This is a genomic window from Baekduia sp. (genome assembly GCF_035996765.1).
Taxonomy (GTDB): domain Bacteria; phylum Actinomycetota; class Thermoleophilia; order Solirubrobacterales; family Solirubrobacteraceae; genus Baekduia.
Map to the genome: position 1 here is coordinate 119,161 of NZ_DASYJG010000043.1, position 14,574 is coordinate 133,734.

16 protein-coding genes are annotated in these 14,574 nt (G+C 72.4%); 8 read left to right on the plus strand and 8 right to left on the minus strand.

Translation table 11 applies throughout. The annotated features are described in order from the left end of the window. Positions 1–20 precede the first annotated feature (20 nt). Both VGO10_RS11010 and VGO10_RS11015 read left to right on the plus strand, forming a co-directional pair. Entirely contained in the window at positions 21–713 is a 693-nt protein-coding gene (locus VGO10_RS11010; protein ID WP_327468164.1) for a GntR family transcriptional regulator, read from the plus strand. After that, the gene (locus VGO10_RS11015) at positions 710–1,411 is read left to right on the plus strand and encodes a 2-oxo acid dehydrogenase subunit E2 (RefSeq protein ID WP_327468166.1); all 702 of its coding nucleotides are present in this window, start codon (positions 710–712) and stop codon (positions 1,409–1,411) included. The genes VGO10_RS11010 and VGO10_RS11015 overlap by 4 nt, the downstream gene beginning before the upstream one ends. On the opposite strand, the gene VGO10_RS11020 is transcribed toward VGO10_RS11015, so the two are convergent. Then, complete coding sequence (locus VGO10_RS11020; protein ID WP_327468168.1) at positions 1,408–2,493, minus strand: carboxylate-amine ligase; 1,086 nt, start codon at positions 2,491–2,493, stop codon at positions 1,408–1,410. The two genes, VGO10_RS11015 and VGO10_RS11020, sit on opposite strands and share 4 nt — an antisense overlap. A 96-nt stretch (positions 2,494–2,589) precedes the next feature. On the opposite strand from VGO10_RS11020, the gene VGO10_RS11025 reads away from it, so the two are divergent. After that, on the plus strand, positions 2,590–3,390 hold the full coding sequence (locus VGO10_RS11025; RefSeq protein WP_327468170.1) for a hypothetical protein: 801 nt from the start codon (positions 2,590–2,592) through the stop codon (positions 3,388–3,390). Here the strand turns inward: VGO10_RS11025 and VGO10_RS11030 are convergent. Together VGO10_RS11030 and VGO10_RS11035 are read right to left on the minus strand one after the other, a co-directional pair. Beyond that, the gene (locus VGO10_RS11030) at positions 3,379–4,956 is read right to left on the minus strand and encodes an aldehyde dehydrogenase family protein (protein WP_327468172.1); all 1,578 of its coding nucleotides are present in this window, start codon (positions 4,954–4,956) and stop codon (positions 3,379–3,381) included. The genes VGO10_RS11025 and VGO10_RS11030 overlap by 12 nt on opposite strands. Further along, the gene (locus tag VGO10_RS11035; RefSeq protein ID WP_327468175.1) at positions 4,953–6,296 is read right to left on the minus strand and encodes a proline dehydrogenase family protein; all 1,344 of its coding nucleotides are present in this window, start codon (positions 6,294–6,296) and stop codon (positions 4,953–4,955) included. The genes VGO10_RS11030 and VGO10_RS11035 overlap by 4 nt, the downstream gene beginning before the upstream one ends. A gap of 101 nt (positions 6,297–6,397) precedes the next feature. Between VGO10_RS11035 and VGO10_RS11040 the strand changes: the two genes are divergently transcribed. Both VGO10_RS11040 and lepB read left to right on the plus strand, forming a co-directional pair. Continuing rightward, complete coding sequence (locus VGO10_RS11040) at positions 6,398–7,546, plus strand: helix-turn-helix domain-containing protein (protein ID WP_327468177.1); 1,149 nt, start codon at positions 6,398–6,400, stop codon at positions 7,544–7,546. Between the two features lie 4 nt (positions 7,547–7,550). After that, entirely contained in the window at positions 7,551–8,180 is a 630-nt protein-coding gene (lepB, locus tag VGO10_RS11045) for a signal peptidase I (protein WP_327468179.1), read from the plus strand. A 5-nt stretch (positions 8,181–8,185) separates the two neighbouring features. Here the strand turns inward: lepB and VGO10_RS11050 are convergent, their stop codons facing one another. After that, on the minus strand, positions 8,186–9,112 hold the full coding sequence (locus tag VGO10_RS11050; protein WP_327468181.1) for a hypothetical protein: 927 nt from the start codon (positions 9,110–9,112) through the stop codon (positions 8,186–8,188). Between the two features lie 155 nt (positions 9,113–9,267). Between VGO10_RS11050 and VGO10_RS11055 the strand changes: the two genes are divergently transcribed. After that, a complete protein-coding gene (locus VGO10_RS11055) occupies positions 9,268–10,734 on the plus strand; it encodes a phospholipase D family protein (protein ID WP_327468183.1) in 1,467 nt (488 codons plus the stop codon). Here the strand turns inward: VGO10_RS11055 and VGO10_RS11060 are convergent. Genes VGO10_RS11060 through VGO10_RS11075 form a run of 4 tightly spaced genes read right to left on the minus strand, consistent with a single transcriptional unit; the run spans position 10,731 to position 12,622 of the window. Next, positions 10,731–10,985 carry a DUF3618 domain-containing protein gene (locus VGO10_RS11060; RefSeq protein WP_327468185.1) on the minus strand — a complete coding sequence of 85 codons (255 nt, stop codon included), beginning with the start codon at positions 10,983–10,985 and terminating at the stop codon, positions 10,731–10,733. The genes VGO10_RS11055 and VGO10_RS11060 overlap by 4 nt on opposite strands. Beyond that, entirely contained in the window at positions 10,982–11,434 is a 453-nt protein-coding gene (locus VGO10_RS11065) for a phage holin family protein (protein WP_327468187.1), read from the minus strand. Before VGO10_RS11065 ends, VGO10_RS11060 begins: the two co-directional genes overlap by 4 nt. A gap of 12 nt (positions 11,435–11,446) precedes the next feature. Continuing rightward, entirely contained in the window at positions 11,447–12,151 is a 705-nt protein-coding gene (locus tag VGO10_RS11070; RefSeq protein WP_327468189.1) for a type 1 glutamine amidotransferase, read from the minus strand. After that, the gene (locus tag VGO10_RS11075; protein ID WP_327468191.1) at positions 12,152–12,622 is read right to left on the minus strand and encodes a helix-turn-helix domain-containing protein; all 471 of its coding nucleotides are present in this window, start codon (positions 12,620–12,622) and stop codon (positions 12,152–12,154) included. Positions 12,623–12,755: 133 nt separating this feature from the next. Here VGO10_RS11075 and VGO10_RS11080 point away from each other — a divergent pair, with 133 nt between their 5' ends. Next, positions 12,756–14,327, plus strand: a complete 1,572-nt coding sequence (locus VGO10_RS11080) for a circularly permuted type 2 ATP-grasp protein (RefSeq protein ID WP_414642228.1) — start codon at positions 12,756–12,758, stop codon at positions 14,325–14,327. Further along, on the plus strand, positions 14,294–14,574 hold a 281-nt coding region (locus tag VGO10_RS11085; RefSeq protein ID WP_327468195.1), incomplete at its 3' end, for an alpha-E domain-containing protein. The genes VGO10_RS11080 and VGO10_RS11085, both read left to right, overlap by 34 nt.

Below are 14,574 nucleotides of genomic sequence, written 5' to 3' on the forward strand. Positions count from 1 at the left end.
TTCTCGGTATACCTCTGACCATGCGGATCGCCCTCGGCGAGCGCGCGTCCGGCGTATCGGCGCGCGACCAGGTCTACCTCGCCCTACGCGAGGCGATCATCAGCGCCGAGCTCGAGCCGGGGCGGCGCCTGTCGGAGAACGAGCTGGCCGAGCGGCTCGGCGTCAGCCGCACGCCCGTGCGCGAAGCGCTGGTGCGGCTGCGCGACGAGCGCCTGGTCGCGATCGTCCCGCAGCTCGGGACGTTCGTCACATTGATCTCCAACGAGGGCGTCGAGGATGCCGCGTTTGTCCGCGAAGCGCTGGAGTGCGCCGCGATCCGGCTGGCGACCGAGCTGGCCCGCGATGACGATCTCGCCGAGTTGCAGGCCAACCTTGCCGCCCAGGATCGCGCGCAAGAGGCTGGCGACGCGGATGCCTTCGACCGTCTTGACGACGCGCTGCATCGCCGGCTCTGCGAGCTGTCGGGCCGCGAGATCGCTTGGCACCTCAGCCGCCGGGCCAACGGCCATCTGGACCGCGTTCGCCGCCTGAGCCTGCCCGAGCCGGGCTATCTCGGCGAGATGGTCGCCGAGCATCGCCAGGTCGTGGCCGCCGTCGCCGATCGTGACCTCGATCACGCCGAGGCGACGCTGCGCCATCACCTGCGCATGGTCCTGTCGAGCTTGCCCCACATCCGGGAGGTCCACCCGGATTACTTCGAGGACAGCGAATGAGCGCCGACACCTCCGCGCCCGCTGTCGCCACCGGTGCCAAGGGTGCCGTGCAGACCGTCGAGCCGACCCGCGCGCAGCGCACCGTCGCCCGCCGTATGGCGGAGTCCAAGGCGACGATCCCCGACTTCCAGGCGGCCCTCGAGGTCGACGTCACCGAGCTGCTGGCCGCCCGCGGCGAGGTCACCGTCACCGCCGCCGTCGTCCACGCCGCGGGGGTCGCGCTGCGCGAGCACCGCTCCGTCAACGGCGCCTACGCCGATGGCAAGTACCAGCACTACGAGCGCGCCAACGTCGGCGTCGTGGTCGGTGGCGGCGAGGCGCTCGTGATCCCGACGATCTTCGACGCCGACGCCAAGTCGGCGGCGGCGGTCTCCGCGGAGCTCGCCGCCGCCGTCGCCGAGGTCCGCGACGCCACGATCACCGCGGCCGCTCTGTCAGGCGCCACCTTCACGGTCTCCAGCCTCGGCATGCACGGCGTGACCGCGTTCACGGCGATCATCCAGCCCGGCCAGGCGGCGACGCTCGCGGTCGGCGCCGCCACCGAGCGCGTCGCGCTGCGCGACGGCGCGGCGGTCGCGCTGCAGGTCCTGACGCTCACGCTCAGCGCCGACCAGCGCATCATCTCGGGCACCGACGCGGCCTCCTTCCTCGGGCGCGTCCGCGCGCTGCTCGAGGAACCCACCGCGCTGCTCGCCTAGCCCTGTGATGTGCGCGCGGTCGTGTCGCGCAGCAGCGCGCCGAGGCCGCCGATCGCATGCGTCGCGCGCTGCCGGCCGGCGCCGCCGCGATGCTCGAGCAGGCGCCGCGTGGCGTCCAGTTCGTCCTCGCAGCCGAGCTCGCGTGCGTGATCGTGGACGGCGTTGAGGACGTCGGCGAGCACGTTGCGGACCGGGCGCCGGCGGCCGTCGGCGCCGGGCAGCTCGGCCTCGGTGCCGAAGCGCGCGGCGCGAAACGCGCCCTCGTCGAGGATCTCGGGCACGGGCTCGGGCTCGCTCGGGGCCGTTGCCGCGTGGCGGGCCAGGCAATGCGTCAACGCGACCAGCGCCGAGAGATCGTCGAGCGAGGTCTGGGCATCCAGCGCGCGGATCTCCACGGTCCCCAGCCGCGGGTGCGGGCGCAGCTTCCACCAGAACCAGGTGTAGTCGGGCACGTCGGCCGCCTCGCTGAGCAGCGCGCTGGAGCTGCAGAAATCCTCGAAGTCGCGCATCGCGCGCGGGACGCCGGACCGCGGCCAGCCGCGCATCGTCACCTCGCGCGCCGAGGCCAGGCCCGTGTCGCGGCCGTGGCGAAACGGCGAGTTGGCGCCCAGCGCCTGCAACAGCGGCAGATGGCGGCGCAGCGCGTTGAAGGCGCGGATCGCCGTGTCGGCGTCCGGCATCCCGACATGGACGTGCAGCCCGCCGGTGGGGTCGGCGACCGCGTCGCCGAGGAGATGGCGGATGTGGGCGTAGCGCTCTTTGTCGGTGATCTCGGCTTCGCCCTCATCGGCCGCCGGGTGCATGCCGGCGCCGAGCAGCCCGGCGCCCGTGCCGGTCACCGCACGCCGCAGCCCGCGCAGAGCGGCGGTCGCCTCGCCCGCCGTCGCGCACACCCCGGTGATGAGCTCGACCTGGCAGGCGTGCAGCTCGCGCTCCACGGTGCCGTCCACCTGCCCGATCCGCTCGAGCACCGCGTGGGATGCATCGATCTGCGCCCCGGTTGCCGGGTCGACGAGGAAGAGCTCCTCCTCGACGCCGAGGGAGAAGGGTGTGCTGGAGCCGAAGGCGTGATCGTGGTCCATGAAGAGCGAGACGTACCCTTCCGGCAGCGTGGACCACCCCGACCAGACGCTGAACCGCACCGCCATCTCGGCCAGTCGCCACGACCACGGACCGGCGTGAGCGGCGGTGCGGTCCTGGCCGCCAACGCGGCCAACAACGCGCGCGGCGATGGCGCCCGGCGGCGGCGCTGGAAGCCTGCGCGGATGGCGGCGTGGGCGCTGCTGGATGCAGAGGTCGCCCGTGGCGCGCGCGTGGCCGTCGTCGGGGCCGGCAACGGCGACGACCTCCCGCTGCGACGGCTGGCACGTCGTGCCGGGCGGCTGGATCTGATCGACGTCGACGCGCGGGCGCTGGCGGGCGCGCGCCGCCGGGCGATCACCGCCCGCGCGCTCGTGGAAGACGTGACGGGCGGCGCGGCCGATGCGGTCCTCGCGGGCGCGCCGGAGGCCATCGCGGTGCCGGCCGCGCCGATCGGCGACGGCCCCTACGACGTCGTCGTCTGCGACCTCGTCCTCACCCAGTTGCTCTACCCGGCGCTCAAGGCCGCAGGCACGCTGACGGGCGCCGAGATCGACACGGTGCTCCTGCGCGACGGCCAGCGGCTCACCGATGGCGTCGTCGCGCGGCTGCACGCTGCGGCACCTCGCGGCACGGTTGTGATCCTCCACGACCTGCTCGGCTGGTGGGACGGCCACCGCCAGCCGTTCACGCTCGACGAGCTGCTCGCGGCGCCCGACCCGGCGGCTGCGCTCCAGCTCGCGCGCCGCGGCCGCTTGCCCTACGGCTGTGACCCGTGGCTGGCGACCGAACGCGCCGGCGCGCACATCACGCACACCGCGCTGTGGCGCTGGCCGTTCGCGCCGGGCGCCGACTACGCCGTCTTCGGCCTCGTCACGCGCCGCTCGTCAGACGACTAGGCCGTGGCGGACGGTGTTCTCGGTGACCGTCCGCGCCTCGACGAACTGCACCAGGTAGTCGGGGCCGCCGGCCTTCGGGCCGGTCCCCGACAACCGCCCACCGCCGAACGGCTGGCGGCCGACCATCGCTCCGGTGATCTCTCGGTTGACATACAGGTTGCCAACGGGCGTGCGCTCCGACACCCGTTCGACCGTCCGTGGCGACCGCGAGAAGAGCCCGCCCGTGAGCGCGAAGCGCGAGGCATCGACCCTCTCGCACGCCTCCTCGATCGACGCCACCGACTGCAGCGCCAGCACCGGGCCGAAGATCTCGTCCTGGATCACCGGATGCGCGTCGGCCAGCCCGACCAGCAGCGCCGGCGCGACGTAGAAGCCATCGCCCGTCGGCAAGCTGTCGCCGGCCGTCGCGACGTGCGCGGCAGTTGCGGTCCCCTTGGCCACGTATCGGCCTACCCGCTGCTGGGCCTCGGCGTCGATGACCGGTCCGACGTCGGTGGCGAAGTCGTCGGCCGGGCCGACCTGCAGCGTGCGGATCGCACCGCTCAGGCGCTGTGCCAGCGCGTCGGCCACCTGCGCGTGCACGAGCACGCGCGAGGCGGCCGAGCACTTCTGGCCGGCGAAGCCGAAGGCGCTGGAGAGCAGCGCCGGGACGACGTCGTCGAGGTCGGCGTCGGCATCGACGATCACCACGTTCTTGCCGCCCATCTCGGCGATGACCTTCTTGATGTGGAACTGGTTGTCCTGCACCGTGGCGGCGCGTTCCAGGATCGAGAGCCCAGCGGCGCACGATCCGGTGAAGACGATCGTGTGGACGCGCGGGTCGGCCACCAACGCCCTGCCCGGTTCGTCGCCGCCGGGCAGCAGCGAGAGCGCGTCGTGCGGGACGCCGGCAGCGTGGAGCGCGTCGACGACGGCCTTGGCGCACGCGGGCGCCTGCTCGGCAGGCTTCAAGATCACCGCGTTGCCGGTCGCCAGTGCGGCGCTGGTCATGCCGGCGGCGATCGCCAGCGGGAAGTTCCACGGCGCGATCACCGCGGTGACGCCGCGCGGCACGTAGCGCATCGTGTTGCGTTCGCCGGGAAGCTGGATCAGCGCACGGCCGCGGTCCAGCGCCTCGGCGCCCGCGGCGTAGTACTCCAAGAAGTCGATGGCCTCGCAGACGTCGCCGTCGGCCTCCGGCCAGGGCTTGCCGCACTCACGCACGGCCAGCGCGGCGAGCTCCAGCCGCCGGTCGCGCAGCAGCGTGGCGGCGTCCCGCAGCACCGCTGCACGTTCGGAAGCGCTGCGTAATGACCACGCGCGCTGGCCGTCGACCGCACGCCCGACCGCCGCGTCGACGTGCCCAACCGTCGCGGCGTGGGCACGCGCCACGACACGCTCGGGCGCCCCGGGGTCGACCGACGCGAACACCTCGCCGCCAACCAGCTCGGTCCCGATCAGCATGGGCACCTCCAGCGGCAGCTGCGCATCGAGCGCGGCCAGCGCCGCGGTTGCGGCGGTGCGCACCTCGGCGCGGCGCAGCTCCAGCAGCGGCTCGTTGACGAACTCCGCGCTCGTGGCGCTCATGGCTGCTCCAAGAGGGTGGTGAGGTCAACGCCCTCGGCCTGGGCGCGCAAGAAGGAGTCGTTGCTGGTGTTCTCCAGCAGGCGGCGCACGAGGTAGGCCATCCCGGCCACGAGGTCGCCGATCGGGCAGTAGGCCCGCACGCGGCGCCCGGCGCTCAGCAGTGCGGCCTGCGTCTCATCGCCGAGGCCGCGCAGGACCTGCAGTTCGATGTCGGCGCCGCGGGCGTCCGCATAGGCGGCGGCGTGCGCGATCGAGCGCAGGTTGTGCGAGGCGATCGCGGCGCGAACAGCCGGCCGTGCGTCAACGAGCCGGCGCGTCAGCTCCTCGAAGTTGCGGTCACACGCGCGGCGCTCGGTGAAGACCGGGGAGCTCCAGCCGTGCTGAACGGCCTCCACGGTCTCGTGGTCCCAATAGGCGCCCTTGACCAACCTGATGGTGAACGGGTGCGTGCGCGGATGCGTGCGGGCCCAGTCCAGGAGGCGATCGAGGTGCTCGGGCGATTCGGTCAGGTAGGCCTGCAGGACGATCCCCGCCGACGGGCCGTCGGCGAATTCCGGCTCGCTCAGCAGCCCGAGCGTCAGCTCGGTCACGGCCTCACGCGTGTCGAAGGACTCCATGTCGACGTGGAGGTGCGCGCCGGTCTCGCGGGCCACGCGCAGCAGGTGGCGCAGGCGCGCCTGCGCGCCGACGATGCCGCGCTCGGGTGCGTTGGAGCGCAGCAGCGGCGTGAGCGCCGAGACCTTCACCGACAGATTGACGCGCGGGATCCCACCGGCACGATCGGCTTCCAACAGCGGTCGCGCCGGCCACTGCAGCGACGCCTCGTGCAACGTGCGCAGCGCCAGTTCGCAGCGGTCGGCGTAGGAGTCGGCTTCCGCTTCGGTGACCGTCGCCTCGCCGAGCAGATCGATCGTGGTCGCGACGCCCTCGCGCCACATCCGCTCGACGGCCGGCAACGCGTCGGCGGCGTCGGCGCCGATGATGAACCGCTGCGCCATCTGCTTGACGCCCGCGGCGGCCGCGTGGGCGACCGGGCGCTTGGTAAGGGCGCCGCCGGCGAGCGCCGCACCGCGCCGGGCCAGCGGGGAGTCCTCGGCCTCGCTCAGCAGTTCGCTCAGGTGGCGTGCCAGGTCGCCCGGATCCGCGCAAGCCGGCCGCACGTCGACGAAGCGAAAGACCGCGGCGCGCAACTCGGCGTCGTCGACCATCGCGCCCATGATCCGGCGCTCGATCGCGGCGCGCGGGGTGTGGCGCGCGGCCGGCATCGCGGCGACGAGCTCACGGCCGATCGTCGCGATCGCCGGCTCGAGGCTTTGGGTTGCGTCGACGTCCATCAGCATGGTTGCGATGTTCCCGCCGCGCGCGGCTTCCAGCAGCACCCGCGCGTCTCGATTGGCGGCCAGACCTGCGACAGCTGTCGCAGCGCGTATCGTCGGGGCTGATGGCCGTCGAGCTGCAAGATCTCGTGGACGACCTCGCCGACGCCCTCGGCCGGCCGGTCGCGCTCGAGGACCGGCGCTGGCGGCTGCTGGCGTTCAGCGCTCACACCGAGCTGGAGGATCGCGTCCGCCAGGCCTCGATCCTTGCCCGCGCGGCACCGCCTGACGTCGTCGCGTGGCTTGACACGCTCGGTCTGGAACGCGCCGGCGACGTCGTCGACACGCCGGCCAATGCGGCGATCGGGATGGGCGTGCGCACCTGTGCGCCGGTCCGCCACGACGGCATGCTGCTCGGCTTCCTCTGGGTGATCCCGGGACCGGTCGCCCTCGACGCGGCCCAGCGCGCAACCCTCGCCGCGACCGCCCGCGAGGCTGGCACCACGCTCTGGACTCAGCGCGCGGGCGGGGGAGAGGCGCACGTCCGGATCGCGGCGTTGCTCGCCGAGCTGCTCGACGATCCCGATGCGGCGATCCGCGCTCGGGCGGCCGGTGAGCTGGCCGCACGCCAGGGCTGGGCACGCGGGGCGGCCTTCGCCGTGGCGCTGACCGAGGGCGCCGACGCGGCCGAGGTCGCCGAGCGCGCGCGGCGGCGCTGGCAGGCTGACGACCTCGTCTGGCGTGTGCGCGGGGACGTTGCGACGGTGATCGCGCACCTCGGCGGCGGCCACGATGCGGCGGCCTTGGCCCGCGCGCTCGTCGACGCCGGCGCTGGGCAGGCCGCGGCCTCGTCGCCGTTTGCCGATCTCGCCGCGGCGCGAGAGGCGCTTGGCGGTGCTGGCGCGGCGCTGATCGCCGTGCAGCACGTCACGACCCTCGGGCCTGCGGCCACCTACGACGAGCTCGGCTCGTGGCCGGCGGTCGCGCGGCTGTGGGACGCCTCCGGCCGGCCCGGTCTTCCGGCGCCGCTGCCGGCGCTCCTGGGCGCCCGATCCGGCATCGAGCTCGTGCAGGCGCTGGAGGCGACGCTCGACGCGGCCGGCGACGTCGCGGCCGCGGCGCGCGAGTTGCAGGTGCATCGCGCCACGCTCTACCGTCGCCTGGCGCGGGTGCAGGAGCTGACCGGGCTGGCGCTGGATCGCGGCGACGATCGCCTTAACGCCCATCTGGCAGTGCGTATGTGGCGACTCGCGGGCTCGCCCGTCCTAGGATGAGCAGATGCCCGCCCTCCAGCGCGCCCAGCGATCGACGATTTTCGAGACCGCCATCCTGCTCGTCATCGCGATCGGGCTGGCCGTCGCACTACAGGCCTTCGCGGCCAAGCCCTACCGGATCCCGAGCGGATCGATGGAGCCGACGCTGCACGTCGGCGACCGCGTGCTGGTCAACCGCTTCTCACATCGCGTGCTCGGCCACGATCCCAAGGTCGGCGACATCCTGGTCTTCCACCCGCCCCGTGGCGCCGATGCCAGCCAGCCGGTCTGCGGCCAGGGCGGCCAGGGCGGCGGCACGCAGACGCCGTGCGGCAAGCCGACCGCGGAGAAGTCCTCACAGACCTTCATCAAGCGCGTCGTCGCGGTCGGCGGCGATCGCATCGCGGTCAAGGGCGGGCACGCGATCCGCAACGGCCGCCAGGCCGACGAGCCGTTCATCGCGCCATGCGACCCCTCCACGGGCACCTGCGACTTCCCGCAGGAGATCACGGTTCCCAAGGGCTATGTCTTCATGATGGGCGACAACCGCGGCAACTCCGACGACAGCCGCTACTGGGGCCCGATCCCGATCAGCTGGGTGGTCGGCGGAGCGTTTGCGACCTACTGGCCGCCGGCGCGCATCGGCGGCGCCTAGCGCGCTCAGGAGGGCTTCGGGACGGCCACGGCGCCCTTGGCGAGGAGCCGGCCGTAACGGTGCGCTGCGCGTGGGCCGTAGCCGGGCCAGACGTACCAGCGGTAGCGGCCGGCGCTCAACGTGTAGGTGTGGCCGTGGTACTGCCAGCGGGCCTTCAGGGTGTAGTGGTTGACGGTCGGCCAGGCGCTGAGGATCTTGCGGCCGTTGCGGAAGAGCTGCAGGTTGTAGTACTTGGCCTTGGGCTGGGCGCGCCAGGTCACGGCTGGGCGCTTGGCCTTCGTCTTTGCCGGCGCGCTCGGCGTGCCTGTCGCTGCCGCCTGGTTGGCGACGGGTGCGCCGGTGGCCGCCACGAGCGGCGCGGTCGACGGCGCGGTCGTGTCGTAGCTGAAGGTGAACGGCAGCGGTGCGCTGACGTTGCCGGCGCGGTCACGGCAGGTGCCGGTGGGCGCGACGGCCGGGCCGTCGGGGCCGGCATAGGTCAGCGACGTGCACGTGGCGATTCCCGAGGTGGCATCGGTCGCCGACCAGGTGATCGGCAGCGGCGCGGTGTAGCTCAGGCCGAGGTCGGGCGGGCGCGCGGGCGTCGCGACGACGGCGTTCGGTGGCGTTTGGTCGATCGGCACGGTGACGGTGTGCGTGACCGAGTCGCCGGGGGCAGTTGCGGTGCAGGCGATCGTCGTGCCGGGCGTGTCGGCCGTCAGGTACTGGGTGTCGCAGCCGGTGGTGCTCGTCTCGCCCGACACCGTCCACTTGACCCTGACGCCGCTGGTGAACCAGCCGCTGTCGCCGGCAGTGCCGGTCAGCGTTGGCACGACCTCGACCGCGCCGAGCGCGACCGCTGGTGCGCCCAGCGCCAGGGCAAACGCGGTCGCGAGGACACCGAGCAGCCGGGACCGCTCCGTCGCCCATCGGAATGGTGAGTCGATTGACATCTTTCTAGCAATGCTCACCCGCATCATCGCCGCGCTACGGTACGCCGGTGGGACCGTGTCCGTCAACGGCACGAGGACCGGCGGTGGCATCGTTGATGACCGATGCTGAGCGTTGCGCGGTGATAACGGGCCTCCCGCTGGGCACACCGTCCACCATGCCTCCCGCTCCCGTCGCCCGTGCCGATGCGCTGCTCGGCGCCGCCATTGAGGCGACCGTCAAGCGCCACCATCGCCGGCGCTTGCGGCGTCTCGGCCATGGGGGCGTCTTGAATCCGCCGCCCGCGCCGACGCTCTTTGCCTCCGGCGACCCCGCGCCGCGACCGGGATGCACGCTGGAGGTCCTGGTCGATGGCGCGACCGCGCTGCCCGCGATGGCGCAGGCCCTGCGTGCCGCTCGCTCCCACGTGCACGTCACGGGCTGGCATCTCGCGTCGCACTTCGAGCTCATCCGCGGCGAGCACCCGATCGCGATCGGCCCGCTGCTGGCCGAGTTGGCCGAGCGCATCGACGTCCGGGTGATGGTCTGGGCCGGGTCGCCGGTCCCGCTCTTCCACCCCACCCGCAAGGAGGTCGAGGCCGAGGTCGAGAAGCTGACGCGCGGCACCAGGATCCAGGCCTTCCGCGACCCGCGCGAGCACCCGGTCCACTGCCATCACGAGAAGACCTTGGTCATCGACGACGAGGTCGCGTTCGTCAATGGCATTGACATGACCGATCAGGCTGGCGACCGCTTCGACAGCTCCGAGCACCCTGCGCGCCGCAAGCTCGGCTGGCATGACGTCGGGACGCGCCTGACGGGCCCGGCCGTCGCCGACGTCGCCAACCACTTCAACATGCGCTGGCGCGAGGTCAGCGGCGAGACGCTGCCGCCGCCAGTCGTCGCCCCGCCGCTCGCCGGTGCGCACACCAGCACCGTCCAGATCGTGCGCACCGTCTCCGAGGACATGTACGACGCGGTTCCCAAGGGCGACTTCCGGATCCTCGAGTCCTACATCCGCGCCATTCGCGCGGCGCAGGACTACATCTACTTCGAAAACCAGTTCCTCTGGTCGCCCGAGATCGTCGACGAGCTGGTGGCCAAGCTGAAGGATCCGCCCACGGCCGACTTCCGACTTCTCGTCCTGCTGCCCGCCCGCGCCAACAACGGCCAGGACGACACGCGCGGCCAACTCGCCGTGCTGGCCGACGCCGACGACACCGGCAACTCCCACTTCCTCGCGACGACGATCCGCTCACGTACCGGCAGCCGCGACGATCCGCTCTACGTCCACGCCAAGGTCGGCATCGTCGACGACCGCTGGCTGACGATCGGCTCGGCGAACCTCAACGCCCACTCCTTGCTCAACGACACCGAGCTCAACGTGGTAACCGACGATCCGGTGCTCGCCCGAGCCACGCGCGAGCGGCTGTGGGCCGAGCATCTCGAGGTCGATCAGGAGGCGATCGCGGGCATCGCGCCCGCTCGCGTGGTCGACGAGCGCTGGCGCCCGATCGCGATGAAGCAGCTCCGCCGCCGCCAAGCGGGCGAGCCGCCGACACACCGCCTCATCGCCCTCCCGGGCGTCTCCAAGCGCGCACGCCGGCTGCTCGGCCCGCTGCAGGGGATGGTCGACGACGGCTAGCGCCGCCGCCGCAGGACGACAAGTCCGACCATCACGCCGCCGGCCACCGCGGCGGCGAGCCCCAACCGCTGTGGTCGGGCCTTGGCCTCGTCGACCTTGTGCGACACCTTGGCCTTGGTCTCCTCGACCTTGTCATGTGCCCGCGCCTTGACGTCGGCGCGCTGGGCCAGTTCGGCCGCTGTGTCGGCCAGCTCCTCGCGCGTGTGCTCGATGTCGGCGCGGATCTCCTCGGAGCTGCGGGTGTCGCTCATCGCACGACCTCCTGATGGTGGCGGGCCTCGGCGACGTGCTCCTTGGTGTAGCGCACGTCCTCCTTGATGGTCTCGACGGTCTGCTCGGGTACCGGCGGCACGGCCTTCTTGGCCCGCGCCTTGCCCAGCAGCGCCAGCACGCCGGCGGCCGCGAAGAGCACGCCCGCGACGATCAGTGCCGCCAGCCAGCCGTCAACGGCGGTCGCCAAGGCGAGGATGGCGGTGGCCACCAGCGCGCCCACGCCATAGAGCGCGAAGAGGCCGGCGCCGCCGAACATCCCGGCGCCGATGCCGGCCTGCTTGCCCTTCTCGGTCAGCTCGACCTTGGCTAGCTCGAGCTCTTGACGAACCAGCGTCGACGCCTGCGCCGTGAGGTCCTTGACCAGCTCGCCGGCCGGTCGTTGGCGCACATCGGCGCGCCCGTCGGTTCCTGTTGGGATCTCGGTCATCGTGCTCGGGAGCTACCCGAGCACCTCGGCCGGCATGCGAGGCGTTGAGCGCGCGGAGGCCAGGAACGCGTCGAAGAGTGCGAAAGCGCGCAGGCGAGCATCCGCAGCGTGGGCCTTGCCGCCGGCGCATACCGTCGCCAGGTCGGTGCTCGCGCGCGCCATTGACTCCGGGTAGTCGTGCGCCCAGCCCTCCGCGATCGCCGGCGTCACCTCGGGGTGAAACTGCACGCCGAGGTGACGCCCGCGCCGAAAGGCCTGCACGCAGACCAGCGAGCGGGCCAGCAGCTCCGCGCCCGGCGGCAGCGTGAACGCGTCCCGATGCCACTGCAGCCACGGGCCTGGCGGGACGACCTCGGGCACGAGCGTCTCGACGTCGAGCCAGCCGACCTCGGGCCGCGCTGCCGGTGCGACCACGCCGCCCAGCGCGCGGGCCAGATGCTGGGCGCCGAAGCAGATGCCGAGGATCGGGACTCCGGCACGCAGCGCGCGATCGAGCACCGCGCGTTCGGCCGCCAGCCACGGCACGGCATCGTCAAACGCCGACGCCTCCGAGCCCAGCGACACCACGAACGGCCGGCCGCCAAGGTCCGGCAGCGATCCGTCGGTCCCGATGACCTCCAGCGCGATCCCGCGCGCAAGCGCCCAGTCGCCCAGCAGCCCGACGGGCGCATCCGCCTCGTGCTCCAAGACGAGCGCGGCGGGCGGGCGCGCCGGCATCTACGCGGCGGCGGGCATCTTCGCGCCACCGGGCCCGGGCACGGGCTCGACGTCGCGCAACTCGATCGGCTTGCCGCAGGTGCGGCACACGCGCCGCTCGTCCATCTCGCCGCCGCAGTCGCGATGCAGCAGCAGCATCGGGACACCCTCGTTGGCCACGAGGTGCTTGTCGCCGAACTGCAGCAGCGCGACGATCGACGGCCACAGGTCCCGGCCCATCTCGGTCAGGCGGTACTCGTGGCGTAACGGGCGCTCCTGGTAGGGCACCCGCTCGAGGATCCCGGCCTCGACCAGACGCTCCAGCCGGTCCTGCAGCACGTTGCGCGCGACGCCGAGGCGGTCGGCGAAATCCCCGAAGCGCCGGACGCCGAGGAAGGCGTCGCGGATGATCAACAGGGTCCAGCGCTCACCCACCAGCTCGAGCGTTCGAGCCACCGAGCAGCGCTGCGATTCGTAGGTCCGGCCAAGCATTGTCACCATGCTAGCGCCACTGGATTGCTTCACGCTACCCACAGACGAACTCGACCGCGCGTACACCAGCAGTGCGTCCGATTTCGACGCAGATCCATACAAGCTGTCTCCGTTTGGGTAGAGGATCAACACCCTGTCCGACTTGGTCACCGATGCCACCGCCGCCTACCGGCCGCCCTCCGGGTACTTCGACGAGGTCTTCGGCCCCGACGGGACACCACGCTCCCACGCGATCTCGCTTGCGGCCGAGATCGCCCGCCTGGGACCAGAGCTGCTGACCGCCGCCGGTCATCGCCGCGACGCGATCTTCGTCCAGCAGGGCATCACCTTCGACGCCACCGGCGAGGACGGCCCCGTCAAGGACCGCCCGTTCCCGCTCGACCTCGTCCCGCGGATCCTGCCCGCACGCGAGTGGGACCACATCGAGCGCGGGCTGATGCAGCGCATCCGCGCGCTCAACCGCTTCATCGACGACGTCTACCACGAGCGCGAGATCGTCCGGGCCGGGATCGTGCCCTGGCGGCTGATCGTCAGCCGCTCGCACTTTGCCCGCGCCGCGCACGGCGTGCGTCCGCCCGGCGGCGTCTACTGCCACGTCGCCGGCTGCGACCTGGTCCGCGACGCCGACGGCTCGTGGAAGGTCCTGGAGGACAACGTCCGCACGCCAAGCGGGATCTCCTACGTGTTGGAGAACCGCGTCGCGATGACGCGCCTCGTGCCGCAGTTCTTCCAGCACCACCGCGTGCGGCCCGTCGATCACTACCCGCAGCTGCTCCTTGCCGGCCTGCGCAGCGTCGCGCCCTCGGCCGAAGATGAGGCGACCGTCGTCGTCTGGACGCCCGGCCCGATGAACTCGGCCTACTTCGAGCACGCGTTCCTCGCGCGCCAGATGGGCGTCGAGCTCGTCGAGGCCTCCGACCTCGTCGTGCGCGACGACGTCCTCTACATGCGCACCACGGCCGGGCTGCGCCGCGTGCACGCCGTCTACCGTCGCCTCGACGACGACTTCGTCGACCCGTTGGAGTTCCGTCCCGACAGCCTCCTCGGCGTCCCCGGCCTCGTGCGCGCCTACCGCGCGGGCACGGTCGCGATCGCCAACGCGCTGGGCACGGGCGTCGCCGACGACAAGGCCGTCTACCACTACGTGCCGGAGATGATCCGGTTCTACCTCGGCGAGGAGCCGATCCTCGACAACGTCCGCACCTACCTCATGGCCGACGAATCCCAGCGCGAGACGGCGCTCGCCCGCCGCCACGAGTTGGTGTTCAAGCCGACCGGCGAGTCCGGCGGCAAGGGCGTCTTCATCGGTCCGAGCACGAGCAAGGAGGCGCTCGACGGCCTCGCCGACGTGATCCGCGCCCAGCCCGAGCGCTGGATCGCCCAGGAGGTCGTCAACCTCAGCACGGTCCCGACCGTCATGCCCGACGGCTCGCTCGCGCCGCGCCACGTCGACCTGCGGCCCTTCGCCGTCTTCGGCGAGGACATCAAGATCGTCCCGGGCGGCCTCACCCGCGTCGCGCTCATCGAGCACTCGATGATCGTCAACTCCTCTCGTGGCGGTGGCTCGAAGGACACCTGGGTGCTCGAGGACGGTCAGGACACCGACCGCGCCGAGCCCGAGGGGATGCTCACGGCGCCGCCCACGATGCCCGACCTGCGCTATGCAGGCCCGTGGGTCGGCCAGCAACAGCAACAGCAGCAGTAGTGCTCGCGCGGATCGCCCACGAGCTGTTCTGGCTGGGACGCAACCTCGCGCGCGCCGAGCACACCGCGCGCATGCTCGACGGGGTGTTCCAAGCCTCGCTGCAGGGTCGTCCCGACGACCCCGCGGGCGTCACTCTGGACTGGTCCTCGCTGCTGGCCATCATGGGCGCGCCGCCGGGCGACGGCCCGGTCCGCCGCGATGACGTCCTGCGCGCGCTGACGCTCGCGCCGGACAACCCGACGTCGGT

What these genes read in the sequence shown, in the direction of transcription:
- VGO10_RS11010 (WP_327468164.1), top strand. Translation starts at nt 21, where the DNA reads ATGCGGATCGCCCTCGGCGAGCGCGCGTCCGGCGTATCGGCGCGCGAC.
- VGO10_RS11015 (WP_327468166.1), top strand. Translation starts at nt 710, where the DNA reads ATGAGCGCCGACACCTCCGCGCCCGCTGTCGCCACCGGTGCCAAGGGT.
- VGO10_RS11020 (WP_327468168.1), bottom strand. Translation starts at nt 2,493, where the DNA reads ATGGACCACGATCACGCCTTCGGCTCCAGCACACCCTTCTCCCTCGGC.
- VGO10_RS11030 (WP_327468172.1), bottom strand. Translation starts at nt 4,956, where the DNA reads ATGAGCGCCACGAGCGCGGAGTTCGTCAACGAGCCGCTGCTGGAGCTG.
- VGO10_RS11035 (WP_327468175.1), bottom strand. Translation starts at nt 6,296, where the DNA reads ATGCTGATGGACGTCGACGCAACCCAAAGCCTCGAGCCGGCGATCGCG.
- VGO10_RS11040 (WP_327468177.1), top strand. Translation starts at nt 6,398, where the DNA reads ATGGCCGTCGAGCTGCAAGATCTCGTGGACGACCTCGCCGACGCCCTC.
- lepB (WP_327468179.1), top strand. Translation starts at nt 7,551, where the DNA reads ATGCCCGCCCTCCAGCGCGCCCAGCGATCGACGATTTTCGAGACCGCC.
- VGO10_RS11050 (WP_327468181.1), bottom strand. Translation starts at nt 9,112, where the DNA reads ATGTCAATCGACTCACCATTCCGATGGGCGACGGAGCGGTCCCGGCTG.
- VGO10_RS11055 (WP_327468183.1), top strand. Translation starts at nt 9,268, where the DNA reads ATGCCTCCCGCTCCCGTCGCCCGTGCCGATGCGCTGCTCGGCGCCGCC.
- VGO10_RS11060 (WP_327468185.1), bottom strand. Translation starts at nt 10,985, where the DNA reads ATGAGCGACACCCGCAGCTCCGAGGAGATCCGCGCCGACATCGAGCAC.
- VGO10_RS11065 (WP_327468187.1), bottom strand. Translation starts at nt 11,434, where the DNA reads ATGACCGAGATCCCAACAGGAACCGACGGGCGCGCCGATGTGCGCCAA.
- VGO10_RS11070 (WP_327468189.1), bottom strand. Translation starts at nt 12,151, where the DNA reads ATGCCGGCGCGCCCGCCCGCCGCGCTCGTCTTGGAGCACGAGGCGGAT.
- VGO10_RS11075 (WP_327468191.1), bottom strand. Translation starts at nt 12,622, where the DNA reads ATGCTTGGCCGGACCTACGAATCGCAGCGCTGCTCGGTGGCTCGAACG.